Annotated in this window: 24 protein-coding genes and 1 pseudogene; 11 read left to right on the top strand and 14 right to left on the bottom strand. The window is 74.1% G+C overall.

Annotation, left to right across the window (positions count from 1 at the left end; all coding sequences use genetic code 11):
- Positions 1-91 precede the first annotated feature (91 nt).
- The gene (gene treZ / locus CG747_RS18240) at positions 92-1,939 is read left to right on the top strand and encodes a malto-oligosyltrehalose trehalohydrolase (RefSeq protein WP_100602810.1); all 1,848 of its coding nucleotides are present in this window, start codon (positions 92-94) and stop codon (positions 1,937-1,939) included.
- A gap of 7 nt (positions 1,940-1,946) precedes the next feature.
- Positions 1,947-2,096 carry a hypothetical protein gene (locus CG747_RS48075; protein WP_180985591.1) on the top strand — a complete coding sequence of 50 codons (150 nt, stop codon included), beginning with the start codon at positions 1,947-1,949 and terminating at the stop codon, positions 2,094-2,096.
- 70 nt (positions 2,097-2,166) lie between these two features.
- On the opposite strand, the gene CG747_RS18235 is transcribed toward CG747_RS48075, so the two are convergent.
- Together CG747_RS18235 and CG747_RS18230 are read right to left on the bottom strand one after the other, a co-directional pair.
- On the bottom strand, positions 2,167-2,700 hold the full coding sequence (locus CG747_RS18235; RefSeq protein ID WP_100602809.1) for a type 1 glutamine amidotransferase domain-containing protein: 534 nt from the start codon (positions 2,698-2,700) through the stop codon (positions 2,167-2,169).
- Positions 2,701-2,900: 200 nt separating this feature from the next.
- Positions 2,901-4,391, bottom strand: coding sequence for a cytosine permease (locus CG747_RS18230; protein ID WP_100602808.1), 1,491 nt, complete (start codon positions 4,389-4,391; stop codon positions 2,901-2,903).
- A gap of 159 nt (positions 4,392-4,550) precedes the next feature.
- Between CG747_RS18230 and CG747_RS18225 the strand changes: the two genes are divergently transcribed.
- The 5 genes from CG747_RS18225 to CG747_RS18205 all read left to right on the top strand — a co-directional run bounded on the left by CG747_RS18225 (position 4,551) and on the right by CG747_RS18205 (position 9,320).
- Positions 4,551-6,143: a PucR family transcriptional regulator gene (locus tag CG747_RS18225; RefSeq protein ID WP_100602807.1), complete on the top strand. Its 1,593-nt coding sequence runs from the start codon at positions 4,551-4,553 to the stop codon at positions 6,141-6,143.
- A gap of 127 nt (positions 6,144-6,270) precedes the next feature.
- Complete coding sequence (locus tag CG747_RS18220) at positions 6,271-7,188, top strand: metallophosphoesterase (protein ID WP_100602806.1); 918 nt, start codon at positions 6,271-6,273, stop codon at positions 7,186-7,188.
- Positions 7,185-7,844, top strand: coding sequence for a 4'-phosphopantetheinyl transferase (locus tag CG747_RS18215; RefSeq protein ID WP_100602805.1), 660 nt, complete (start codon positions 7,185-7,187; stop codon positions 7,842-7,844). The genes CG747_RS18220 and CG747_RS18215 overlap by 4 nt, the downstream gene beginning before the upstream one ends.
- A gap of 282 nt (positions 7,845-8,126) precedes the next feature.
- Entirely contained in the window at positions 8,127-8,804 is a 678-nt protein-coding gene (locus CG747_RS18210) for a TIGR00266 family protein (RefSeq protein WP_100602804.1), read from the top strand.
- Between the two features lie 150 nt (positions 8,805-8,954).
- Complete coding sequence (locus CG747_RS18205; RefSeq protein ID WP_100602803.1) at positions 8,955-9,320, top strand: hypothetical protein; 366 nt, start codon at positions 8,955-8,957, stop codon at positions 9,318-9,320.
- A gap of 54 nt (positions 9,321-9,374) precedes the next feature.
- Here the strand turns inward: CG747_RS18205 and CG747_RS18200 are convergent.
- A pseudogene (locus CG747_RS18200) lies at positions 9,375-9,647 on the bottom strand (peptide-methionine (R)-S-oxide reductase); the annotation flags it as partial.
- Positions 9,648-9,843: 196 nt separating this feature from the next.
- Positions 9,844-10,110 carry a hypothetical protein gene (locus CG747_RS49545; protein WP_257980509.1) on the bottom strand — a complete coding sequence of 89 codons (267 nt, stop codon included), beginning with the start codon at positions 10,108-10,110 and terminating at the stop codon, positions 9,844-9,846.
- A gap of 859 nt (positions 10,111-10,969) precedes the next feature.
- Between CG747_RS49545 and CG747_RS49540 the strand changes: the two genes are divergently transcribed.
- Positions 10,970-12,157 carry a helicase C-terminal domain-containing protein gene (locus CG747_RS49540; RefSeq protein ID WP_257980508.1) on the top strand — a complete coding sequence of 396 codons (1,188 nt, stop codon included), beginning with the start codon at positions 10,970-10,972 and terminating at the stop codon, positions 12,155-12,157.
- Positions 12,158-12,284: 127 nt separating this feature from the next.
- Here the strand turns inward: CG747_RS49540 and msrB are convergent, their stop codons facing one another.
- The 4 genes from msrB to CG747_RS18175 all read right to left on the bottom strand — a co-directional run bounded on the left by msrB (position 12,285) and on the right by CG747_RS18175 (position 16,150).
- On the bottom strand, positions 12,285-12,692 hold the full coding sequence (gene msrB / locus CG747_RS18190) for a peptide-methionine (R)-S-oxide reductase MsrB (protein ID WP_100602802.1): 408 nt from the start codon (positions 12,690-12,692) through the stop codon (positions 12,285-12,287).
- A gap of 16 nt (positions 12,693-12,708) precedes the next feature.
- Positions 12,709-14,112 (bottom strand): UDP-N-acetylmuramate--L-alanine ligase, encoded by a 1,404-nt coding sequence (gene murC, locus CG747_RS18185; protein ID WP_100602801.1) that lies wholly within the window; start codon positions 14,110-14,112, stop codon positions 12,709-12,711.
- Positions 14,113-14,267: 155 nt separating this feature from the next.
- Positions 14,268-14,909, bottom strand: coding sequence for a response regulator transcription factor (locus CG747_RS18180; RefSeq protein WP_100602800.1), 642 nt, complete (start codon positions 14,907-14,909; stop codon positions 14,268-14,270).
- Entirely contained in the window at positions 14,906-16,150 is a 1,245-nt protein-coding gene (locus tag CG747_RS18175; RefSeq protein WP_100602799.1) for a sensor histidine kinase, read from the bottom strand. The genes CG747_RS18180 and CG747_RS18175 overlap by 4 nt, the downstream gene beginning before the upstream one ends.
- A gap of 203 nt (positions 16,151-16,353) precedes the next feature.
- Here CG747_RS18175 and CG747_RS18170 point away from each other — a divergent pair, with 203 nt between their 5' ends.
- Together CG747_RS18170 and CG747_RS18165 are read left to right on the top strand one after the other, a co-directional pair.
- A complete protein-coding gene (locus tag CG747_RS18170; protein WP_100602923.1) occupies positions 16,354-17,439 on the top strand; it encodes an ABC transporter permease in 1,086 nt (361 codons plus the stop codon).
- The gene (locus tag CG747_RS18165; protein WP_100602798.1) at positions 17,436-18,122 is read left to right on the top strand and encodes an ABC transporter ATP-binding protein; all 687 of its coding nucleotides are present in this window, start codon (positions 17,436-17,438) and stop codon (positions 18,120-18,122) included. The genes CG747_RS18170 and CG747_RS18165 overlap by 4 nt, the downstream gene beginning before the upstream one ends.
- Positions 18,123-18,216: 94 nt before the next feature.
- On the opposite strand, the gene CG747_RS48070 is transcribed toward CG747_RS18165, so the two are convergent.
- From CG747_RS48070 to CG747_RS18150, 3 genes are all read right to left on the bottom strand, one after another.
- Positions 18,217-18,420: a hypothetical protein gene (locus tag CG747_RS48070; RefSeq protein WP_180985590.1), complete on the bottom strand. Its 204-nt coding sequence runs from the start codon at positions 18,418-18,420 to the stop codon at positions 18,217-18,219.
- Between the two features lie 219 nt (positions 18,421-18,639).
- Positions 18,640-19,119: an indole-3-glycerol phosphate synthase gene (locus CG747_RS18155; RefSeq protein WP_100602797.1), complete on the bottom strand. Its 480-nt coding sequence runs from the start codon at positions 19,117-19,119 to the stop codon at positions 18,640-18,642.
- Between the two features lie 171 nt (positions 19,120-19,290).
- Positions 19,291-20,130, bottom strand: a complete 840-nt coding sequence (locus CG747_RS18150; protein ID WP_100602796.1) for a pyrimidine reductase family protein — start codon at positions 20,128-20,130, stop codon at positions 19,291-19,293.
- A 67-nt stretch (positions 20,131-20,197) separates the two neighbouring features.
- On the opposite strand from CG747_RS18150, the gene zapE reads away from it, so the two are divergent.
- Entirely contained in the window at positions 20,198-21,328 is a 1,131-nt protein-coding gene (gene zapE, locus CG747_RS18145) for a cell division protein ZapE (RefSeq protein WP_257980507.1), read from the top strand.
- Positions 21,329-21,419: 91 nt separating this feature from the next.
- Here zapE and CG747_RS18140 read toward each other — a convergent pair whose 3' ends face one another.
- From CG747_RS18140 to CG747_RS18130, 3 genes are read right to left on the bottom strand one after another with little or no spacing between them, the layout of a single operon-like run.
- Entirely contained in the window at positions 21,420-21,617 is a 198-nt protein-coding gene (locus CG747_RS18140; protein WP_100602795.1) for a hypothetical protein, read from the bottom strand.
- A 52-nt stretch (positions 21,618-21,669) separates the two neighbouring features.
- Entirely contained in the window at positions 21,670-22,350 is a 681-nt protein-coding gene (locus CG747_RS18135; RefSeq protein ID WP_257980506.1) for an ABC transporter, read from the bottom strand.
- The gene (locus CG747_RS18130) at positions 22,347-23,234 is read right to left on the bottom strand and encodes an ATP-binding cassette domain-containing protein (protein ID WP_100602920.1); all 888 of its coding nucleotides are present in this window, start codon (positions 23,232-23,234) and stop codon (positions 22,347-22,349) included. The genes CG747_RS18135 and CG747_RS18130 overlap by 4 nt, the downstream gene beginning before the upstream one ends.
- Positions 23,235-23,375: the final 141 nt, after the last annotated feature.

Below are 23,375 nucleotides of genomic sequence, written 5' to 3'. Positions count from 1 at the left end.
TTCCGTCCGGGGCGGCGGCGTGCTTTCGTCGTCGGGGAACGGCCCGGCGCCGGGCCGCGGCGGCCGCGCCGGGCGACGAAGGAGGACAACCGTGCTGTTCGAGGTATGGGCACCGGACGCCGGGCGGGTCGCCCTCCACTGGGCCGGCGACCGGTCCGGCGAACCCCCGGTACCGCTGGAACGCTCCCCCGGCCGCCCCGGTTGGTGGCGCGCGGACGCACCGGCCGGCGACGGCGACCGCTACGCCTTCCGGCTCGACGGCGGCCCACCGCGGCCCGATCCGCGCGCCGCCCGGCTGCCGGACGGCCCCGGCGGACCCGGCGCGGTCGTCGAGCACGCCCGGTTCGCCTGGCGGCACCCCTGGCCCGGCCGCCCGCTGCCCGGCGCGGTCCTCTACGAACTGCACATCGGCACGTACACGCCCGAAGGCACCTTCGACGCCGCCGCGGACCGCCTGCGCCACCTCGCCGACCTCGGCATCACCCACGTCTCCCTGATGCCGGTCTGCCCGTTCCCCGGGACCCACGGGTGGGGGTACGACGGGATCGCGCCCTGGGCGGTGCACGAACCGTACGGCGGGCCCGACGGGCTGAAGCGGTTCGTGGACGCCGCGCACCGCCACGGCCTCGGGGTGGTCCTCGACGTGGTCCACAACCACCTCGGCCCGTCCGGCAACCACCTCCCGGAGTTCGGCCCGTACTTCACCGACGCCCACCACACGCCCTGGGGAGCGGCGGTCAACCTCGACGCCCCCGGTTCCGACGACGTCCGCCGCTACCTCATCGGGAGCGCACTCGGCTGGCTGCGCGACTACCGCGTCGACGGACTCCGGCTGGACGCCGTGCACGCCCTGCACGACGACCGCGCCCAGCACTTCCTGGCCGAACTGTCCGCCGCCGTGGACGCGCTCGCCGTCCAGCTGCGCCGCCCGCTGTTCCTGATCGCCGAGTCCGACCGCAACGACCCGCGCACCACCGCACCGCGGGCGGCGGGCGGGCTCGGGCTGCACGCCCAGTGGAACGACGACTTCCACCACGCCCTGCACACCGCACTGACCGGTGAATCCCACGGCTACTACGCCGACTTCGCCCGCGCGCCGCTCGCCGCCCTCGCCAAGACCCTCACCGGCGGCTTCTTCCACGACGGCGGCCACTCCGGCTTCCGCGGCCGCAGCCACGGCGCGCCGCTCGACCTGCGGGCGACCCCGCCGCACCGACTGCTCGCCTACGCCCAGACCCACGACCAGATCGGCAACCGCGCCCACGGCGACCGGCTCACCGCCGCGCTCTCCCCCGGCCTGCTCGCCTGCGCCGCCGCACTGGTGCTGTGCTCCCCCTTCACCCCGATGCTCTTCATGGGCGAGGAGTGGGGCGCGCGCACACCGTGGCAGTACTTCACCGACCACCCGGATCCGGAGCTGGCGGAGGCCGTACGGGCCGGCCGGCGGCGCGAGTTCGCCGCGCAGGAGGGCGGCGCGGCGCACGGGGACGGCCTCGGCACCAACTGGCCGGACCCGCAGGATCCGGCCACCCGCGACCGCTGCGTACTGGACTGGGCCGAACCGTCCGCCGCACCGCACGCCGCCCTGCTGACCTGGTACCGCACGCTCCTCGCCCTGCGCCGCACCCACCCCGCGCTGACCGACCCCGACCCGTCCCGCACCCACGTCACCCACGACGAGGACGCCCGCTGGCTCCTGCTCCGCCGCGGCTCCGTACACCTGGCCGTCAACCTCGCCCCGAGCGGCCCGGCGACCATCCCGCTCACCCCGCCCGGCGCGGCGGGATCCTCGGGAGGCTTCCGGGCGGTGGCCGGCTGGCCGCACCCGCTGCTCCCGGAGGACGACGGGGCGCTGCGCCTGCCGGCGGAGTCCGTGGTGGTGCTTGCCGGGGTGGGGGAAGGGACGGGGGCGGGGGAAGGGGTCGGGGATGTTCCCTAGGGGGTGGGTGGGCCCCCTGCTGAGTGATCCTCGGGTGGCGGGCGTGCCGGTGCGGGCGTGCGGTGAGCCGCTCGCCGAGGTGGCGACGCTCCCGTCCGTCACCCTGGACCCGAGGGAGCGCACCGGAGCCCGGGCCGCCGTCTACGGACCGGTCTGAGGGCCGTGTCCGCACCTTCGGGACGTCCGGCCGGAACCCGGTGACGTGACTCGGGCGTCCCGGTGCCGGGTCAGCGCGAGAACTCCTCGACCAGGGCCTTGCAGAAGGCGGGCAGGTCGGCGGGTTTGCGGCTGGTGACGAGGGTGTTGGCGGCCTGGGGGCACACGACGACCTGTTTGTCGACCCAGATGCCGCCGGCGTTGCGGATGTCGGTCCGCAGGCTGGGCCAGGAGGTGAGGGTGCGGCCCCGGACCACATCGGCCTCGATCAGGGTCCAGGGGGCGTGGCAGATGGCCGCGACCGGTTTGCCGGTCTCGAAGAAGGACGCGATGAGGGAGATCGCCCCCTTGTCCAGGCGGAGGGCGTCGGGGCCGGCCACCCCGCCGGGGAGGACCAGGGCGTCGAAGTCCGCGACGGACGCCGCGTCCACGGTCAGGTCGACGGGGAAGGTGTCGGCCTTGTCGAGGTGGTGGAACGCCTGGATCCGGCCGGACCTGGTGGAGATCAGCTTGGGCGTGCCGCCCGCGGCGGTGACCGCCCGCCAGGGCTCGGTCAGCTCGGCCTGTTCGGCGCCCGCGGGGGCCACCAGAAACGCCACCTGCATGGTGCGCTCACTTCCCTTCGTCCGAGGGCCCGGTGGCCGGACCCCCGATGGCCGGACGGCCCGAGCCCGGGCGCCCCGATGGCCGGAAAACGCCGGTCGGCCGGTGGGATGTTTCCCTACCGACCGACCATAGCGGGATGAAGGGGGCGGCTCATCCGCTGGTGCGCGGCGGCCCCGGGCGGCCCGCGCCGCCCTGTGCGTCAGCCGTGCGAGGCCGCGGCGGGTGCCGGCCCGTCCGCCTCGGCTCCTTCCAGCTCGCGCTCGCTCTCGGCGACCGCCGCCGCCTCCGCCGCCTGGTCGAGGCTGCGGGTGAGCAGGTAGTACAGGCCGCCGCCGACCAGCAGGCCGGGCACGAAGGACAGGTCCGCGCCGCCCAGCGCCTTGGTGATCGGGCCGGTGTAGAAGGAGGTGGAGAAGAACGGGATCATCGCGGCGAAGCCCGCGACGTAGGCGGTGATGCCGCGCCAGGACCAGCGCCCGTAGATGCCCGCCGGGTTGAAGATCGCGGTGACCGCGTAGTGGCCGCGCCGGACCCAGTAGAAGTCGACCAGGTTGACCGCGGTCCACGGGATCAGGAAGTAGAGCATCATCAGCACGAAGGTGTTGAAGCTCTCCAGGTAGTTCTCCGGGAGCAGCATCGCCACGGTGAAGACGATCAGGCCGATGGCCACGATGCCGGCGATCCGGATCCGGACGGTCGGCTTGACCGCGCGGAAGGCGTCGATCGCGCTGGTGGTGGTGAGCATCGCGCCGTACGCGTTGACGGCCATGATGCCGATCAGGGCGACGGACGAGACGACCACCGCGAAGGTGCCGAAGCCGGGGATGATCGCGTTGCCGACCTGGCGGATGCCGCTGATCGCGTCCGGGTGCGGCAGGGCCGAGGCGAGCAGGGCGCCCAGCGACATCAGCCAGGCGGCGGAGCCGGCCGCGCCCGCGTAGGTCCACCAGATGACCTTGCGCGCGGAGACGTCGCGGGGCAGGTAGCGGGAGTAGTCCGAGACGTAGACGGCGTAGCTGATCTGGTAGCCGGCCGCGGCGGAGAAGACCACCAGGAAGGACGTCCAGGAGCCGTGCGCGGCGTGCCCGGCGGCGGCCGCGGAGTGCGGGTCGAGCTGGACCAGCGCGCCGACGGTCAGCACGCCGAAGACCACGATCAGTACGTAGGTGAGCCAGCGCTGGACGAGGTGCAGCAGGTCGTGGCCGACCACGGCGAGCACAATGGCGACGCCGATGATCAGCACGTACCAGAGGGTGGTGCCGCCGGGGAAGACGGTCCGCAGGCCCTGGGCGGCCAGGACGACGTTGAAGACGTTGAACCCGACGTAGACGAAGACCACCGCGGCGAACGGGACGATCGCGCCGCGGATGCCGAACTGGGCCCGCGACTGGATCATCTGCGGCAGGCCCATCCGGGGGCCCTGGTTGGCGTGGAAGGCCATGAAGAACGTGCCGAAGCAGGCGCCGAGGACCACGGCGGCCACGGAGGCGGGCAGGCTCAGGCCGAGGGCCGGGCCGAGGAAGCCGGTGACCATCGTGGTGAGCACGAAGTTGCCGGTGAACCAGAACGGACCCTGGTGCCAGACCTTCCCGTGCCGTTCGCGGACGGGGACGTAGTCGATGGAGCGGACCTCGATCATGCGGGAGCCTCGCCCCTCGCTCGTGCCTTCCATGGGTGCCGTGGGATCCATGGGTTACTCCTCGGGCGTGGCGACAGGGTGTGCGGGGGTGGTGCCGCGGGCAGCCCGTGTGGACTGCGCATTCCGCGGTGGTGTGAACCTAGGCGCCCGCTCGCCGGGACTCGATCGCCCGATCGTCGATTCAATAGATATGTGGTGGACACTATGTCTATGCCACTGCGTATTTCGGACCTGCTGGCCCGACCCGGCCTCCATCTGGCCGTCACCTATGACGTACCGCAGGAGCTGCTGTCCCGCACCATCGAGGCGGCGACCGTCTCCGACCTCCTGCACCCGGGGAAGTGGCTGCAGGGCGGCGAGCTGCTGATGACGATCGGGCTGCTGCTGCCGATGGAGCCGGCGGACTGCCGCGCCTACGTCCGGGACGTGGCCGAGGGCGGCGCGGCCTGCCTGGCGCTCGGACTGGGGCAGGGACTGCCGTACCAGGAAGCGCCGGAACCACTGGTCACGGCGGCGCAGGAGGCGGGGCTGCCGCTGCTGACGGTGCCGGACGAGGTCCCGTTCATCGCGGTCACCAAGGCGGTCTTCGACGCCCGGGCCACCGAGCAGCAGGAGGTGCTGCACCGGGCCTTCGCCACCCAGCGGCGGCTGACCGCGGCCGCGGCCACCAGCGACGGGCTGCAACCGATGCTGGCGGAGTGGACGGCGGCCACCGGGGTCGGCGCCACCGTCCTCGACCCGATGGGGCGGCAGCTGGCGGCCGCCGAGCAGGAGCCCCGGGCCCCGCTCGCGCACGCCCGCGACCTGGTCGAACGGGTCGCCGCGCGGGGGCTGCGCGGCAGCGCCACCAGCACCGCCGGCGGCGAGCAGCTGGAGGTGCAGCCGCTCGGCGCCCGCCGGCTGCGCGGGCTGCTGCTGCTCACCGGGCGACCGGACGACGCGGCCCGGTCCGTCGTCCCCGGACTGATCTCGCTGCTCTCCCTGGAGCTGGAGCGACGCCATCTGCGGGACGAGCCGGAACGCCGGCGGCGGTCGGCGCTGCTGTCCGAGCTGCTGGCGGACGAGGACCTGGCGGCGGACCGGGCCCGGGACATGCTGGCGTCGGTCGGGCTGTCCGCGGAGCGGGTGCGGGCGGTCGTCGTGGAGACCGCGCCCGCCACCGGGCCGCGGGGCCCCGGCGGCGCACCCGCGCGGGCCGGGCTGCCGGAGGGCGCGGACCAGGAGATGGCCGCCGATCTGGCGCTGGCGATGCCCGGCGGGCTGGTGCGGGTGACCGGCGGGCCGGGGTCCGCGCCGGGGCCGGTGATCGAGGCGGTGGTGGGCGAGGAGCTGGACATCCACGCGGTGCTCGGCCGGTTCGCGCCGCACTGCCCGGCGGGCATCGGCCCGGCCACCGCGCCGGAGGCGGTCCGGGTGTCGCTGCGGCAGGCCACCGGGCTGCTGGCGGTCAGCCGGACCAGCGGGGCGCCCGCGGAGGCCCGGCAGAGCGAAGCCGCCCGGCTGCTGCTGGAGCTGGGCGACCGGCGGACGCTGCACGGCTACGCCGACACCGTGCTCGGCCCGCTGGACCTGGCCGACAACGGCGAGGAGCTGATCGCCACCCTCGCCGCCTGGCTGGAGACCGGCGGCGCCTGGGACGCCACCAGCCGCCGGCTCGGCGTCCACCGGCACACCGTGCGCAACCGCCTGGACAAGGCGATGGACGTCACCGGGCGCCACCTCGACGACCCCGACGACCGCTTCGACCTGTGGCTGGCCACCCGCATCCGGCGCGGCGGCGCCCCCTCCCCCGGCGCCCGCTGACGGCCGCGCCGGACGGCCCGCCCCCCGGTCCGCGGGACGTCCGCGGACCGGCGGGCGGGCCCACGGCACACCCCCCGGATTCCAGGAGGCGCTTCACTCTCCCCTCCGCACCGTCTTTACTGCTGAGGTGACATACGAGATCCGCACCTTCACCCCCGGCGCCGAACATGCCACCACCGCGCCGGCCCCCGCCTCGCGCGAGGGCCGCCTGGTGGCTGTCAGCGACCTGCACGTCCGGTACGACGAGAACCGCGACATCGTCGAGCGGTTAAGACCGGAATCCGACGACGACTGGCTGCTGGTGGCCGGGGACGTCGGGGAGTACGTCGAGGACATCCGCTGGGCGCTCGGCCTGCTCAGCGAGCGGTTCGCCAAGGTGGTGTGGGTGCCCGGCAACCACGAGCTGTGGACCCCCACCAAGGATCCGGTGCAGCTGCGCGGTGTGGCCCGGTACGAGCATCTGGTGCAGATCTGCCGGGAGTTGGGGGTGGTCACCCCCGAGGACCCCTATCCCGTCTGGGAGGGCGCGGGCGGCCCGGTCGCCCTCGCGCCGCTCTTCCTCCTCTACGACTACTCCTTCCGGATGCCCGGCGTGGGCTCCAAGGAGGAGGCCCTGGCGCTCGCCGAGAAGGCGGGGGTCGTCTGCACCGACGAATACTTCCTGCACCCCGACCCGTACCCGTCCCGCGAGGCGTGGTGCCGGGCCCGGGTGGCGGAGACCGAGGCCCGGCTCGCGGCCCTCCCGGCGGACCTGCCGACGGTCCTGATCAACCACTGGCCACTGGTCCGCGAGCCCACCAGACCCCTGTGGTACCCGGAGTTCGCCCTGTGGTGCGGGACGGAGGCCACCGCCGACTGGCCCCGCCGGTTCCGCGCCGCCACGGTGGTCTACGGGCACCTGCACATCCCGCGGCTGCTCCTGTGGGACGGAGTGCCCCACCAGGAGGTGTCGCTCGGTTACCCTCGCGAATGGCGGCGTCGCTCCGGCTCTCCCGGCCGCCCGGTCCAGATCCTGCCCGTCGCCACCACCGGAGTGCCCGCGTGATCGAGAAGCTGCTGCCCGCGCCGATAGCGACCGCCGAGTCCTTCCACGACGACCCGCTCTCGGACATGTATCCGGAGGAGTTCGCGCTGGTGACGGAGGCGGTGCCGCACCGGCAGCGGGAATTCGGCACGGTCCGCAACTGCGCCCGCCGAGCCCTGGCCGCCTTCGGGATAGCCCCCGCGCCGGTACTGCCCGGGGCCGGCCGCGCCCCGATCTGGCCGACCGGCATCGTCGGCGCGATGACCCACTGCACCGGCTACCGCGGCGCCGCCGTGGCCCGGGCGACGGACGTCCGCTCCGTGGGCGTCGACGCGGAGCCGCACGCGCCCATCGAGGACTCCGGCGTCCTGGACCTCGTGACGCTTCCCGACGAGCGGGCACAGATCTCCCGCCTCCGCGCGCACCAGCCGGAGATCTGCTGGGACCGTCTGATCTTCAGCGCCAAGGAGAGCGTCTACAAGGCGTGGTACCCGCTCACCGGCCGCTGGCTGGGCTTCGAGGAGGCCCACCTCACCCTCGACCCGACCGACGCCACCTTCACCGCCCGGCTGCTGGTGCCCGGCCCGGTGGTGGAAGGCCGGCGCCTCACCGAGTTCAGCGGCGGGTGGCTGATCGGGGCGGGGCTGGTGATGACGGCGGTGACGGTGCCGATCTGACGGCCCGCCACCCGTCCGACCCGCGCGGGGGCACCTGCCGGCGCCCCCGCCGGCGGGTCGGCCCCGGCGGGCGCCGATCACCCCACCCGGCCACCGGCCCGGCGCCCGGGCGATCGCGATGTGCCGCACCCGCGCCCCACGGGACACCGGACCGATCCCCCTCACCAACTCGCCCTCCCCGATGCCCTGTTGCGCCACCACGGCGACTTCGACGACGAACGGCTCGCAGCGCCGCCCGTAGCACGCGACCCGCTGAGAACCATTCCGTCAGAAGAGGCTGAAATGAGGATCGAAGTACGGCACAGCCCCTCGTTCGCGGTCGCCCGGGTGCACCTGGCGGCGGGCGAGGTCGTCCGTGCCGAGCCCGGGGCCATGATGGCCACCTCCGCGGGGATCGACGTCGAGGCGAAGGCCGAGGGCGGCCTGTTCAAGGGGCTCAAGCGCAGCGTCCTGGGCGGCGAGTCCCTCTTCGTCACCCGTTTCACGGCCGGCACCGAGGGCGGCTGGGTCGATCTCACCGCGCGCCTTCCCGGTGACGTCACCGCCATCGCCGTCGACGGCGGCGCCAACCTCGCCCGCGGCGCGTGGCTGTGCTCGTCCGAGGGCATCGACCTCGACACCAAGTGGGGCGGATTCAAGAACCTGGCCGGCGGCGAGGGCGGCTTCCTGGTGCGCGCCGAGGGGCGGGGCCAGGTTCTGGCCACCTGTTACGGGGCACTGGACGAGGTCGAGTTGCAGCCCGGCGAACAGATGGTCCTCGACTCCGGGCATCTGGTCGCGTTCGGCGACGACGTCTCCTACACCACGCGCAAGGTGACCCGCGGGCTGATGCAGACCCTCAAGTCCGGCGAGGGCCTCGTCTTCGAGTTCACCGGCCCCGGCCGGCTGTGGACCCAGAGCCGCAACCCCAACGAGCTGGTCACCTGGCTCACCGCGAAGCTCCCCTTCAGCCGGGGGTAGCCCCGTCCACGGCCCGGGCGGCACCCGTGAGCTACGGCCGCGGGAATTCGGCGCGCCCCCCGGTATGCGCGTCACATTTTGCATTAATCTCCACTAACCGTATGAAGTCGATCTATTACTGATCGCATCCGATCGATTTTCGGAGATGACATGCGCAAGCTTCGCAAGGCCGCCGTAGTGGTCGCCGTCCTCGGCAGCGTCGGCCTCGCCGGCACGGGCACCGCCTACGCCAACAGCGGGACGGACCACGGCGACAACCACCCCCAGCCGAGCCACAACAGCGTTTTCCAGCAGCAGTCGAGCGGCAGACACAAGCACGGCAGATCGCACCGCCGCAAGGTCGTCATCCTGCAGCACACCGCATGCCGGGCACACGAGAAGAACGTCGACGTACTCGGCGAGATCGGGATCCTGGACGGCCTGCTGGGCCACGGCCACCGGTGGAAGGACCGGCGGGGCGTGCAGCACACCAGGATCGGCACGTCCCTGGGATGCGACAACATCGTCCGCCTGTAAGGCACTCCCCCCAACGACCCTGATGCCCGCTCCCCGCTCACCGGGGCGCGGGCATCAGCACGTCACCACGTCCACCGCCGACCGCGCCGTCGAACGGCGACGGCGACCTCGGCCGTCGCTTGGATTCAGCCGCAACGAAAGGAAGTTGATGCAGTACCGCTGGTCCGTCGGCGTCGGGTACCCCTCGCCCTCGAAGACGTGCCCGCGGTGCGAGCCGCAGCGGGCGCAGCGGACCTCGGTGCGGACCATGCCGTGGCCGCGGTCCTCCAGGAGCTCGACGGCGTCGGTGTCCTTGGGGTCGTAGAAGCTCGGCCAGCCCTCATGGTTCGCGGATTCACGCTACTCGTACGCGTTTTCCGGTGGCGCACCTGAGCCATAGGCTGCGGGCCAGTTGTCAAGCCTGCGCGTTCCCTGTCCGCTGACGGCGTTACCGTAGGGCCGGGCCCGGAGAACCGCTCTTGCAGAACAGGTGATTGTCATCGGCAGCTCCCACGGCTCTGCGCTGACGCGTTGGCTGCGAACCCTAGACACTGATCGGTTGCAGGGTGTGCTGGACGTACGCCCCGACTGCGCGTGCGCGCCGGATCCGCGCACCCTCGGTGAGCTGGCCGACCGGCTGCAGCGGCCGGGGTCCGTCGCACGAGCGTTGCCACTCCTGCCACTCCCCTGTCTCCAGGTTGCCGAGGCGCTCGCGGCCCTGGGCGCGTCCGCCCCGCGTACGGAACTGGAGAGCCTGCTCGGCACGGAGAGTGCACGCCTCGACACAGCGCTGCGCACGCTCAGCGCGCACGCGCTCGTCTGGCCCGGCCCGGACGGCGTACTGCACATGGCGACGGCACTGCGTGACGCCTGGGAGACACCCCTCGGTCTCGGCCCCGGACTCGACGAGCTGTTGTCCGGCATGACGTCCGAAGAGCTGCGCAGGATCGCGACGACGCTCGGCCTCACCCCCGGCACCAGGAAGCGGGAGCGCCTTGACGCGGTGCTCGCCCATCATCGTGCCCCCGACCGGCTGCGGGTACTGATCGACTCCGCGCCACCACGGGCCAGGGACCTCCTGGAGCGGCGCATCCGCCTCGAACGGACACCCGTCATGTACGGCTCGGCCAGCGAGAGTCCCGCGGAACGTTGGCTGTCGGATCGGGTCCTGCTGGTGGGCCGGAAGTGGTCGGTGGAGCCGGCGCGGGTACCTGCCGAGGTGACACGCGCCCTGCGCGGTCCCGGCTGGTACGCCCCTTTCGATCCGGCGCCGCCCGAGATCCCGCTCGTATCTCTCACCGCCTCCGACGTGGAGGGTGAGGCAGCAGCCGCGGCCGTGTCCTTCACGGGGCAGGCCGGCGCGCTGCTGGGAGAATGCGCGGCCCGCCCTGTGGCCGCGCTGAAGTCCGGCGGCGTCGGAGCACGCGAACTGGCCCGCCTCGGCAAGGTCGTCGGGTGTGACGAACCGGTGGTGCGCCTCGTGCTGGAGACCGCGTACGCCACTGGGCTGATGGCCTACGAGAAGCGCGCCCTGTCGGTCACCGCAGGCGTACGACGGGTGGGCCGGACAGGACCCCGCCGACCAGTTCACTTCTCTCCTCCATGCCTGGTGGCTGCTCGGCCGCACTCCCTCCGGCTCCCGGGACGACGACGGCAAGGCGCTGCCGGCCGTGGGGCGTACATCGCCCTGCACCAGTTGCCTGGCTGCCCGCCACGGACTGGTCACCGCGACAGCCGGTCTTTCGGAGTCCCACGGCGTACGGGACCCGGCCGACCTGGGACCGCTCGTGACCTGGCACCGGCCCCTCGCCCACGAACTACCGCAGGACACCACGCCGTTCGCCTGCCTGATCCGGGAGGCCGAACTGCTGGGGGTCCTAGCCCACGGCGCCGTGTCCCCGTTCGGCGCGGCCCTGCTGCACGACGACGAAGACCTCCTGCGCACGCATGCCCGGCGCCTGCTGCCGAGCGCCGCGTCGAAGGCTCATATCGGAGCGGACCTCACCGCGGTGGTGATGGGTACCCCGACCAGCCGCCTCGCGGCGCTCCTGGACTCACTCGCCGACCGGGAGGTCCATGGCACGGCGTCGGTCTGGCGGTTCGGTCCATCATCGCTGCGCCGGGCGCTGGACGCGGGCCGCACACCGGCCGAGATCCAGGCAGACCTCTCCGATGCCGCAGACGGTCCACTCCCCCAACCCCTCACCTACCTGATCGCCGACACCGCCCGAAAGCACGGACGGCTCCGCCTCGCCACCACCGCGTGCGCCATCCACAGCGACGACACAGCACTGCTCGCCGAGATCGCCGCCCACCGCAAACTGTCCCGGCTCGGCCTGCGCACTCTCGCTCCGACCGTCCTGCTCTGCCGCACCCCACTGCCCACGGCGCTGGACGCACTGCGTGCCGAAGGGTACGCACCGGTGGCCGAGGCGGAGGACGGAGCAGTCCGTCTCGAAGGGGCCCAGCAGGCCCGTGCCACGCAGCTCCTCCCCCGCCCCCGACAGCGCCCCCGCCGCACCGCCCCTGCCCCCGGACTCGCACTCCGCCTGCTGTCTGCCCCGGACCACGAGCCGCACCCCGACCCGGGGCACGGCATCCCGTTCCAGACCGACACCGAAGAGATCCTCGCCTGCTATGCGAAGGCGCTGAATCTGACGGACATCCGGCAGCTCGCCCACGCCATCCACGAGCACGAACCCATCACCGTCGAATACCTCGCCGTCTCGGGGAACCGGACCATCCGCACCGTGAGCGAACTCGAACTCGACCCGCCCCTCCTCTCCGCGTACTGCCACCTTCGCGAGGACCAACGGGTATTCACCCTCTCCCGCATCCAGGCCGTCATGCCGGTGTGACCCGGCATCCCGGAGGCCCGGTCGGGCGCGTCGCCGCGGGACGGGCACCACACCTGGGTCTCGGTACCGGCAGCCTGCGCCTGCGCGAGCAGGCTGACAGGAAAGCTCCGCTCGCCGACTCGTCCGGTCAGCCCTCGTCCGGCACCAACCGCAACGAGATCGAGTTGATGCAGTACCGCTGGTCCGTCGGCGTCGGGTACCCCTCCCCCTCGAAGACGTGCCCCAGGTGCGAGCCGCAGCGGGCGCAGCGGACCTCGGTGCGGACCATGCCGTGGCTGCGGTCCTCCAGGAGCTCGACGGCGTCGGTGTCCTTGGGGTCGTAGAAGCTCGGCCAGCCGCAGTGGCTGGCGAACTTGGTGTCGGAGCGGAACAGCTCGGCACCGCAGGCACGGCAGGAGTAGGCGCCGGTGGTCTTGGTGTCGGTGTACTCGCCGACGAAGGCGGGCTCGGTACCGCCCTGACGCAGGACGTGGTACTCGGCCGGGGTCAGCTCGGCGCGCCACTGCTCGTCGGGCTTGTCGATCTCGTACGTCATCGGGGGCCTCCTCAGCTCATGCGCCCAGGCGGGACAGGATGGCGGGGCCGAGGTCGGTCACATCGCCCGCGCCCATGGTGAGAACAAGGTCACCGGGCTCGGTCATTCCGGCAATGAGGTCCGGGATCGCGCTCTTGTCGGACTCGGGGGTGACCCGGGCGCCGGCGGCCCGGGCGGCGTCGGTGATCAGGGCGCTGGTGACACCCGGGATCGGGTCCTCGCGGGCCGGGTAGATGTCCAGGACGACGGAGGCGTCGGCGAGGGCGAGCGCCTGGCCCATCTCGGTGGACAGCTCCTGGGTACGGGAGTAGAGGTGCGGCTGGAAGACGACGAGGATCCGGCCGCCGGCCTCCTCGGTGGCGCCGCGGATGGCCTCCAGGTCGGCGGTCATCTCGGTGGGGTGGTGGGCGTAGGAGTCGATGACCTGGACGCCGGCGACCTCGCCCTTGAGCTGGAGGCGGCGCTTGACGCCGGTGTACTTGCCGAGGGCATCGGCCAGCTGGTGCGGCGGGAGGTCGAGGGCGACCCCGGCGGCCAGTGCGGCGACGGCGTTGCCCGCGTAGTGCCGGCCGGGGACGGAGACGGTGAAGGTGAGGATCTTGCCGCTGGTGAGGCTGACGGTGACGTCGCTGGCCAGGCCGTGCGGGGTGATCTGGAGGATGCGGACGTCGGCGTCCTTGGACTCGCCGTACGTGACGATCTCGATGCCCTCGCGGTCGGCGAGCCGGGCGGTCAGCTCGCGGGCGCCGGGGTGGTCGGCCGAGATGACCAGGGTGCCGCCGGGGCGGATGCGGTCGGCGAAGGTCTCGAAGGAGGCGTAGATCTCGTCCATCGAGGCGTAGTTGGCGTGGTGGTCCAGCTCGACGTTGAGGACGATGGCGACCTCGGGGGCGTACTTGTGGAAGCTGCGGTCGCTCTCGTCGGCCTCGGCGACGAAGATCTGGCCGGTGCCGTGCTCGGCGTTGGAGCCGGGGGCGTCCAGGTCGCCGCCGATGGCGTACGACGGCTTGAGGCCGAGCGCGCCGAGGGAGACCGCGAGCATGGACGTGGTGGTGGTCTTGCCGTGGGTGCCGGCGACGGCGATCGGGCGCAGACCGTCCATGAGGGCGGCGAGGGCGTCGGAGCGGTGCACGACGGGGATGCCGCGCTGCTGGGCGGCGGCCAGCTCGGGGTTGTCGGGGCGGATCGCGGAGGAGACCACCACGCTGGTGGCGTCCTGGGCGAGATGCTCGGCGGCGTGCCCGATGTGGACGGTGGCACCGAGGTCGCGCAGGGCCCGGGCGGTCGCGGAGTCCTTGGCGTCGCTGCCCGCCACCACCGCGCCGCGCTGCGCGAGGATCTTCGCGATGCCCGACATGCCGGCGCCGCCGATGCCGATGAAGTGCGGCCGTTCCATCGAGGCTGGGATGGCGGGTGCCATGGGCGGGTCTCCCTGATCGTCGAGCTGGCGTGCGGGTGGTGCGGTCGTGCCGGTCGTACGTCGTGCTGCGGACGATTCTCGCACCCGGCACCGACAGGGGCGGTCCGCGACCCCGTGGCGGAGTGCCCCGAGCGGCGAAGTGCCCGGTGGGGCGCTCAGCGGCGGATCAGGCCCTGCGCGGTGGCGGCGGCGACCGCGGCGGTGCGGGAGTCGACGCCCAGCTTGGCGTAGATGTGGACGAGGTGGGACTTGACGGTCGCCTGGCTGAGGAAGAGCCGCTTGCTGATCGCCGCGTTGGAGAGGCCGTCGGCGACGAGCTGGAGGACCTCGGTCTCGCGGGGCGAGAGGGCGGTGGCGGGCGTCCGCATCCGGTCCATGAGGCGCAGCGCGACGGTGGGGGCGAGCGCGGACTTCCCGGCCGCGGCGGACCGCACCGCGGCGGCCAGCTCGTCCGGCGGGGCGTCCTTGAGGAGGTAGCCGGTGGCGCCGGCCTCGATGGCGGCGAGGATGTCGGCGTCGCTGTCGTAGGTGGTGAGGATCAGGACGCGCGGGGCGCCGGGGCGGGCGGTGATCTCGGCGGTGGCCCGGGACCCCAGCATCCGGCCGCCGAACTGGAGGTCCATGAGGACCACGTCGACGTCGAGCCGGCCGGCCAGTTCCACGGCCTCCTCGGCGGTCGGGACGTCGGCGGCGATCTCGAAGTCCGGCTCGGTCTCCAGGACGGCGCGGAGTCCGGCCCGGACGACCGGGTGGTCGTCCGCCAGCAGCAGCCGGACGGGGGCGGCGGGTGCGGTCACGGGGCGGCTTCCCGGGGGGTCTCGGGGACGGCGGTCGGGTCGGGGCAGGGCAGGGTGACGGCGAGCGCGGTGCCCTCCCCGGGGGCGGACTCGACGGCGAGGGTGCCCTGGAGGGCGCGGGCCCGGGCGCGCATCGCGGCCAGCCCGAAGCCGGCGCCGCCGGCCCCGGAGCCGGGCGGCGGCACCTCGGAGGGCACGAACCCGGCGCCGTCGTCGACGACGTCCAGGGCCACCTCGGTGTCCATGTAGCTGAGGGTCAGCTCGACGCGGTCGGCGGCGGCGTGCTGGACGGTGTTGGCGAGCGCGGACTGGGCGATGCGCAGCAGGGCGACCTCGTGCGGGGTGGGCAGCGGGGCGGGGGCGCCGGAGACCTGGCAGTGCACGGCCAGCCCGGAGGTGCGGGCGGTGGCGGCGCACAGCCGCTCCAGGGCGGCCGGCAGCGAACCGGCCTCCAGATCGGGCGGGCTCAGGGCGCGGACGAAGCGGCGCGCCTCGGCGAGGTTGTCGACGGCGGCCGTGCGGGCCTGCCGGATGTGGCCGAGGGCGGTCTCCGGCCGCTCCGGTACGGCGCGCTCGGCGGCCCGGAGCAGCAGCTGGATGCTGGAGAGGCCCTGGGCGAGGGTGTCGTGGATCTCGCGGGCCAGCCGCTCGCGTTCGGCGAGGACGCCGGCGGCGCGTTCGGCGGCGGCCAGTTCGCTGCGGGCCTCGGTGAGCTCCTCGATGAGGCGGCGGCGCTGCTCGCTCTCCCGGTAGAGGGCCTGGTAGCCGAGGACGACGGCGACCGCGACCGCCGCGCCCAGGACGGGACCGATGACCGTACCGACGCTGAGGGTGCGGGTGTGCCAGGCGAAGCCGGCGATGGCGAGGGCCGTACTGGCCGCGACGGCGGGCAGCGCCCAGCGCAGCGGCAGCAGGTGCAGTTGGACGAAGAAGAGCGGGAAGGCCAGCCAGACGCCGTCCGGGGTGAGCGCCAGCAGCACCATCCAGACCGCGACCACGGCGGCGAGCCAGAGCGCGGCGGCGCGGGAGGAACTCCGGACCCGGGGCAGCACGGGGCCCAGGACGTAGAGCGCCAGCAGGGCCACGGCGGTGGCGAGCACGGCCGGGGCGGTGGGCCTGCCGTCGGCGACCGCGCGTACGGCGGCGAGCGCGAGCAGCGCGGCCACCATCAGGTGGAGGCACAGGCGCAGCGCGCGCAGCACGGGGGTGAGGGAGTGGTCGGTCCTGGCTTCTTCGGTCACGGCTCCTTCAGGCTACGGGCCGGTGCCGGGCCCGGCATCAATCGAAAGGTGGAGCACGGGCATCCAAAGGTGGAGGTCGGACCGCATCTTTCGGCGGCGGTGAACCACTCCTGGGCGCGATGCCCGGCACCCCCTCCACGGGCGACGGTGGGAGCACGTCGCCGGGCAGCAGGCCCGGCATCGATCCGAGGATGGCCGCGCCGGTGTTCGTCGCCTGGAGAGATCTGAGATTCGCCAAGGGCCGGTTCGCCCTGATGGGAACCGTCGTCACCCTGATCACGGTGCTGGTGGGGCTGCTGTCCGGCCTGACGGCGGGGCTGGGCCGGGAGAACACCTCGGCGATCACCGCGCTGCCCGCCGACCACCTGGTCTTCTCCGCCCCCGCCGGGGACGGCAAACCGTCGTTCACCGACTCCCGGCTACCGGAGCGGACGGTGCGGGAGTGGGCGCAGGTGCCCGGTGTGCGGAGCGCGGACCCGCTGGGCATCGCCACCACGAAGGCCGAGGGTGCCGGCGGGAAGTCGGCGGCGGTGTCGGTGTTCGGGGTACGGCCCGGGTCCCGTCTGGCGCCGTCCTCGGGGCCCGGGGACGGCGGGGTGGTGCTGTCCGAGAAGGCCGCCTCGGCGCTCGGCGTACGGGCCGGCGACCGGGTCGCGCTGGGCGGCCGGAAGGTGGCCGTGACGGCGGTGTCGGGGGCGGCGATGTACAGCCACACGCCGGTGGTGTGGGCCTCGCTGGACGACTGGCACCGGCTGTCCGGGAGCCCCGGCGGCACACAGGCTCCGGGCGCGACGGTGCTCGCCCTGTCCACCACCGCGACGGACGGTCTGGCCGCCGCGGACCGGCGGCTCGACACCCGGACCGTGGACACCGCGGACGCCCTGACGGCGATCGGCTCGTACAGCGCCGAGAACGGGTCGCTCCAGCTGATGCGCGGCTTCCTGTTCGCGATCTCCGCGCTGGTCATCGGGGCGTTCTTCACGGTCTGGACGATCCAGCGCAGCGGCGACGTCGCGGTGCTCAAGGCGCTCGGCGCCTCGACCCGCTACCTGCTGCGGGACGCCCTCGGCCAGGCCGTCGTCCTCCTGGTGCTCGGTACCGGCCTGGGGACCGCGCTGGCGGCCGGGGTGGGCGCCGCGGTGGGCGGCGCCGTGCCGTTCGTGCTCGACCCGTCCACCGTGCTGGTCCCGGCCCTGATCATGATCGCGCTGGGTGCCGTGGGCGCCGCGCTGTCCATCCGCCGCATCACCTCCGTCGACCCGCTGACCGCCCTGGGAAGTGCCCGATGAGCCTCGAACTGACCGATGTCACCCTCACCTACCCCGACGGCGACAGCCGGCTGACCGCACTGGACGCGGTCTCGCTGACCGTGCCGGCGGGCAGCCTGACGGCCGTGGTCGGGCCGTCGGGGTCCGGCAAGTCCAGCCTGCTGGCGGTCGCCGCGACGCTGATCCGGCCGGACCGCGGGCAGGTGGTGCTCGACGGCACGGACACCGCGGGGCTGAGCCGCGGCGAGCTGACGACGCTGCGCCGCAGCACCATCGGGACGGTCTTCCAGCAGCCGAACCTGCTGCCGTCGCTGACCGCGGTCGAACAGCTCCAGGTGATGGCCCACCTGGACGGCCGCTCGCCCCGTACGGCACGGTCCCGGGCGCGGGAGCTGCTGGCGGCGGTGGGCCTCACAGGGCAGGCGGACCGGCGGCCGCACCAGCTGTCGGGCGGCCAGCGGCAGCGGGTCAACATCGCCCGGGCGCTGATGAACGAGCCCGCGGTGCTGCTGGTCGACGAGCCGACCAGCGCGCTGGACCACGAGCGGGGCGCCGCGGTCCTCGGCCTGCTGACCGACCTCACGCACCAGCGCGGCACCGCGACGGTGCTGGTCACCCACGACCGCTCCCACCTGACCGAGGTGGACGCGGTGGCGGAGGTCCTGGACGGGCGGCTGACCACGGGGGCGGGCGCCGGGGTGTGAGCCCCGTACGGGACGGGCGGGGGTGCCGGCCCGTCCCGTACGCCCGTCCCGTATGCCCGTCCCGTATGCCCGGTGGGCGCTCTGCCGGACCGACCTAGTCGTCGCGGTGCGAGAAGGTGGGGAACAGGCCCGGTTTCCCGGCCCCGCGCCCCTTGGCGGGGGCGCTCGCCCCGGACTTCGCCTCCTCGGCCTCCGGGGCGCCCCGCTTCGTCCGGCCCCCGCGATGCTCCTCGTCCCGGGCCCGGTCCTCGTCCCGGCCGCGCTCCCGTTCCGCGTCCGGTTCCCGCTGCTCCGCCATGACGGCCCCTTTCCTCGACTCTCCTCAGACGACGTCGAGGACCTCGGCGCACGCGTTCTCCTCGATGCGCCGGTCCTCGGCTGTGCTGGACGCGGCCCGCTGCGGGCCGCGTTCTGACCAGGAACGCACCGATTCGGGATCGTGGTGCGCTGCAGATGGCCCGTTCGAGTGAAGAGGTGGCGCGAGATTGACGGACGGGTCGGAGCGGACCGCTCCGGTTCAGGCTTCGCCGGGCTCCCGGGGCAGATCGTCGGCGGCGTGTGAGAACAGCTTGAGCACCGGGACGCCGACCTTGTGGCGGGCCCGGGAGGCCCAGTCGCGGTGGAAGAACTCCTCGACGAAGTGCGGGGCGGTCAGCACGATCACCTCGTCCGCACCGGTCTCGTCGACGACCGACTTCAGCAGGTCCAGCGGATGGTCCTCGACCACCTGCCCGACCGCCTCGGAACCGGCGGCACGCAGCGCCTCCAGGGTGTGCGCCAGCCCCCGCCCGGCGGGGACCGCGGCGTTCACCCCGCCGGGCTCCTCGCCCTCCCGCACGGCGTCCTCGAACTCTCCGAGCGCGACGTCGTCGATGGCCCGCAGCAGGACGTCCTGTTTGCCGCGCGGCTGCATGAGGACCACGAAGGAGACCGGATCGTCACCGTGCAGAGTGGTGACGAACTCCACGTCGGCGGGCGTCAGAGGCTTCTCGATCATCAATACGCTCGTGAACACGAAGGACGCCCTTCTTCTCTTCCGCACCGTCTGCCACGGTGCCCACAGAAACCATCCTGCCCCGTCGCCACGCGGGACCTGTCGGCTTTTAGTGTGCCCAACCGAAGCTAAGCGGAACAGATAATTCCGCTCTTTTGCGGACCAGCGGACCTGTCAGGACCGGCGGTAACGGGTGAACAGGAACCCGGACTCCTCCAGTACGGACACCAGCGCGAACCGCTCGGGAACCGCGACGGCGGGCCCGTCCATGATCCGCTGCGCATCGCCCACCGCCACCACCGGGGCCAGCGAGAGGCACATCTCGTCCAGCGCCCCGGCCGCCGCGAACTGCCCCAGCAGACGCGGCCCGCCCTCGGTGAGCAGCCGGGTGTGTCCCCGTTCGGCCATGGCCGCCGCCACCCGCGCCGGGTCGACGCCCCGCCCCTCGCCCGCGAAGACCACCTCGACCCCGGCCGCGCGGGCCGCCCGCACCCGGTCCTCGGGGGCGTCGGCCCCGGTCAGCACCAGGGTGGGCACCAGCGGCTCGGTGAACAGCGGCAGGGAGAAGTCCAGGTCCAGGCCCGCGGTCACCACCGCGATGGCGGGGGCCGGGCCCTGACCGGCCGCGGCCCGCCGGTCGGCGAACGCGGCGCGGGCGCGGGCCGGCCGGTAGCCCTCCCGCCGGACCGTCTCCGCGCCCACCACGACCGCGTCCGCGAGCGCCCGCAGCACCCCGAAGATCCGCATGTCGGCGTCCCCGGAGAGCGGCTGCGACCGGCCCTCGTGGTGCGCCGCGCCGTCCAGGGAGGACACCATGTTGGCGCGCAGCCACCCGGAGCGGCCGGACCGCACCGGGTCGTCCGCCGCCGGATACGCATAGGCCGCGGCCAGCTCGTCCAGGGTCCACTCGCGGTCGGCGGTCAGGTCCCTGCCCGCGGTCCGGTCGGCGGCCGTCGCGGCGTCCACCGGGGTGTCCGGTGCGGGCGGGGCGGGGAGGGGGAACAGGCGTCGCATGGGCGCAGTGTGACATGCCTCGCTCACCGGGTCGGGTGGTACCGCGCAGCGACTAGGCTGGACAGCTGTGTCACCTTCCCAGCCCTCGTCCTCCGCCGCCCCCTCCCCGATAGCCGCGCCCCCGGCCGACGGGGACGGCGCCGCGCGCCCCACCGCGCTCACCTCCCGCGCACCGCATGTGCCGGCCGAGCGCCTGGTCGCCGAGATGGTGCCGCCGCCGCGCTTCCAGGGCGCCCGCTTCGACACCTACCTCCCGGACCCGGGACAGCCCAGCCAGGCCGAGGCGGTGCAGGTCCTGCGGACCTTCGCCGCGGGCATCGACGGCGGGGCGGACGCGGACGCCGGCGGGAAGCGGCGCTGGTTCTCCCGGGGGCCGAAGAAGCCCGCCGCCCCCAAGGGGCCGCGCGGGGTCTATCTGGACGGCGGCTACGGCGTCGGCAAGACCCACCTGCTCGCCTCCCTCTGGCACGCGGCCCCCGGAGAGCCCGAACTCAAGGCGTTCGGCACCTTCGTCGAGCTGACCAACCTGGTCGGCGCGCTCGGCTTCCAGCAGACCGTACGGACCCTCGGCGGCCACCGGCTGCTGTGCATCGACGAGTTCGAGCTGGACGACCCCGGCGACACGGTGCTGGTCTCCACCCTGCTGGGCAAGTTGGTGGAGGCGGGCGTCGCGCTGGCCGCCACCTCCAACACGCTGCCCGGCAAGCTCGGCGAGGGCCGGTTCGCGGCCGCCGACTTCCTGCGGGAGATCCAGGGCCTGAGCGCCCACTTCCGCGCCCTGCGCATCGACGGCGAGGACTACCGCCACCGCGGCCTGCCCGAGGCGCCCGCCCCGTACGACGACGAGACGGTGGCCCGCGCGGCGCACCGCACCCCCGGTGCCTCGCTCGACGACTTCCCGTCCCTGCTGGACCACCTGTCGACGGTGCACCCCAGCCGGTACGGCGCGATGTGCGACGGCATCTCGGCGGTCTGCCTCACCGACGTCCAGGCGGTGCCGGACCAGTCCACCGCGCTGCGCCTGGTGGTGCTCGCCGACCGGCTCTACGACCGCGAGGTGCCGGTGCTGGCCTCCGGCAAGCCCTTCGACGAGCTGTTCAGCGACGAGATGCTGCGCGGCGGCTACCGGAAGAAGTACTTCCGCGCCATATCGCGCCTGACCGCGCTGGCCCGGGACGCCAAGACGCTGGCTTCGTAGGCTGCGGCCGCGACGCCGGTCCTCCGGACGATGCTCGTCCTGTGGGCGCCGCCGGATCGCCGTCCGCGGCAACCGGCGGGTGCCGGGCGGATCAGCCCGAGCAGGCCGAGCGCTGGGCCTCCTGCCACTCGCAGACCGGGCAGCGGACGATGCCCGGCCGGGAAGCCGGGTACTCGGTCGGGCGGCCGCACTCGACGCAGTCGGCGCGCGGCGGACCCGCGGCGGGGCCGGTGGCCTCCGGGCTCCGGTCGGACGGCTCGGGGGCTGGTTGCGGGTCGGTGCGCGGCATGGGGCGAGCCTACGCCGCGCGGCCCGGCGCACCCCCGGCCGGACCGGGGCGGTCAGCCGCGGCGTCCGGTGAGGACGCAGGCCAGGGCCGAGGCGGCGGACGCGAGCAGCAGTGCGGCGGCGAGCGGCAGCCAGGGCACGGTGACGACGCCGCGCTCGGAGCCGGTGATCATGCCGGTCAGGGCGGCGTTGGCGGGCGACGCGCCCAGGACGAGGACCAGCAGTGCGGCGATCAGCCCGGTCGGGACGCCCCAGCCGGGGCGGCGCAGCACCGGCCAGGAGCACAGTGCGCCGATCGCGGTGCCCAGCAGCACGCAGACCAGCGCGGTGAGCAGCCCGGCAGCGGTCGCGGGCAGCACCGGGACGGCGACCCGGTGGCCGGTGGAGTGCGGGTCGGAGAGCAGCGCCACGAAGGCGGTGCCGGCGAGCGCCAGGACCAGTGCGGCGCCGGCCGCGGCCAGGAGGGCGGCCAGGTGCGCCCGGCCGGGTCCGACGGCGGCCGCGGCGCAACTGCGGGCGGCGGGCGGCTCGTTGGTGACGCAGATCCGGGTCAGCCAGACGGTGACCGGCAGCAGCCCGCCGGCGGCGTAGCCGAACGCGTCCAGGATCGGGCCGCCGGTCTGGACGCCGACGGCGAGGAACGCCGCATGGACGAGGAGCGGCGGCAGCCAGCGGTACGAACCGGTGAGCAGCGCCGCCTGATAGCGGACCAGGGCGGTCAGGGAGGCGGTCATGGGCGGGGGTTCTCTCCGGGGGCGGGGGTTCCGGGGCCGGGCACCTCGGCGGTGGCGAGGGCGCGGATGTGCCAGGGCGGGCGCGCGGTGAGCAGGGCGCGGAGCAGGGCGTCGGAGTGGGCGGCCGGGACGGTCAGCCGGAGGGTGCCGTCGGGTCCGGGGACGAGGTCCGGGGCGCCGGGGAGGCCGGTCGGCGGCGGGGTGCCCGGCGGGCCCTGCGCCTCGATGACGGTGCGCGGGCCCGCGTCGTCCTCCGCCGCGGCGACCGTCCCGGGGTCCGGGGGCAGCAGTCGCCCGTCCGCGACGCGGTAGCGGGCGTCCGCGGCCCCGGCGAGCCGGCGCGGGTCGTGGTCGACGAAGACCACGGTGCCGCCGGTGGCGACCCGTTCGGCGACCGCCCGGTCCAGGACGTCCCGGGCGGCCGGGTCCAGGCCGGTCCACGCCTCGTCCAGGACGAGGAGTTCGGGCTCGGCCAGCAGCGCCTGGGCGACCGCGACCTTCTGGCTCGTCCCCTTGGAGAGTTCGGCCAGCGGGGTCCGGGCGTGCCCGGTGGCGCCGAAGCGGGCCAGCCACTCGGCGGCGCGACGGGCGGCTTCCGGTGTCCGCAGGCCGTGGACGCGGCCGAGGTGGGTGAGGTAGCCGGTGGCGGTGAACGGGAGGGCGGCCGGGAACCGCTCGGGCACGTAGGCGGTGCGCGGACGCCCGGTGATCCGGCCGACGGTGGGCCGGTCGATGCCGGCGAGCAGCCGCAGCAGGGTGGACTTGCCGCTGCCGTTGGTGCCTTCGACGCGCAGCAGCGCGCCCTTCGGCACGTCGAGCCGCACCTCGCGCAGCACCCAGGGTCCGCGCAGGCCGTAGCGCCGTCCGACCCCGTCCAGCCGCATCCGCTGTGCCGTCTGCCGCGGCATCGGCCGCACCTCCCCCGCTCCCCTGGTCCCCCGCTCCCCCGGGTTCCCGCTGCCGCCGACGGTAGCCGGTCGGGGGGTGCGGCGCGGGTCCGGTGGCGGGTTCCGCGACCGGGGCGG

Origin of the sequence: Streptomyces sp. CB02959 (assembly GCF_002803155.1) — a bacterium.
Classification (GTDB): domain Bacteria; phylum Actinomycetota; class Actinomycetes; order Streptomycetales; family Streptomycetaceae; genus Streptomyces.
The sequence above is the reverse complement of the archived record's forward strand: the minus strand, read 5'-3'. Positions and strand labels throughout refer to the sequence as shown.

Excerpts from the sequence above, each read along its gene's own strand:
- CG747_RS18165 (WP_100602798.1), top strand. The coding sequence starts at position 17,436 with ATGAGCCTCGAACTGACCGATGTCACCCTCACCTACCCCGACGGCGAC.
- CG747_RS18225 (WP_100602807.1), top strand. The coding sequence starts at position 4,551 with ATGCCACTGCGTATTTCGGACCTGCTGGCCCGACCCGGCCTCCATCTG.
- CG747_RS18155 (WP_100602797.1), bottom strand. The coding sequence starts at position 19,119 with ATGATCGAGAAGCCTCTGACGCCCGCCGACGTGGAGTTCGTCACCACT.
- CG747_RS18150 (WP_100602796.1), bottom strand. The coding sequence starts at position 20,130 with ATGCGACGCCTGTTCCCCCTCCCCGCCCCGCCCGCACCGGACACCCCG.
- CG747_RS18235 (WP_100602809.1), bottom strand. The coding sequence starts at position 2,700 with ATGCAGGTGGCGTTTCTGGTGGCCCCCGCGGGCGCCGAACAGGCCGAG.
- CG747_RS18230 (WP_100602808.1), bottom strand. The coding sequence starts at position 4,391 with ATGGATCCCACGGCACCCATGGAAGGCACGAGCGAGGGGCGAGGCTCC.
- CG747_RS18135 (WP_257980506.1), bottom strand. The coding sequence starts at position 22,350 with ATGACCGCCTCCCTGACCGCCCTGGTCCGCTATCAGGCGGCGCTGCTC.
- msrB (WP_100602802.1), bottom strand. The coding sequence starts at position 12,692 with ATGACGTACGAGATCGACAAGCCCGACGAGCAGTGGCGCGCCGAGCTG.
- CG747_RS18210 (WP_100602804.1), top strand. The coding sequence starts at position 8,127 with ATGAGGATCGAAGTACGGCACAGCCCCTCGTTCGCGGTCGCCCGGGTG.
- CG747_RS18140 (WP_100602795.1), bottom strand. The coding sequence starts at position 21,617 with ATGCCGCGCACCGACCCGCAACCAGCCCCCGAGCCGTCCGACCGGAGC.
- murC (WP_100602801.1), bottom strand. The coding sequence starts at position 14,112 with ATGGCACCCGCCATCCCAGCCTCGATGGAACGGCCGCACTTCATCGGC.
- CG747_RS18205 (WP_100602803.1), top strand. The coding sequence starts at position 8,955 with ATGCGCAAGCTTCGCAAGGCCGCCGTAGTGGTCGCCGTCCTCGGCAGC.
- CG747_RS18130 (WP_100602920.1), bottom strand. The coding sequence starts at position 23,234 with ATGCGGCTGGACGGGGTCGGACGGCGCTACGGCCTGCGCGGACCCTGG.
- CG747_RS48070 (WP_180985590.1), bottom strand. The coding sequence starts at position 18,420 with ATGGCGGAGCAGCGGGAACCGGACGCGGAACGGGAGCGCGGCCGGGAC.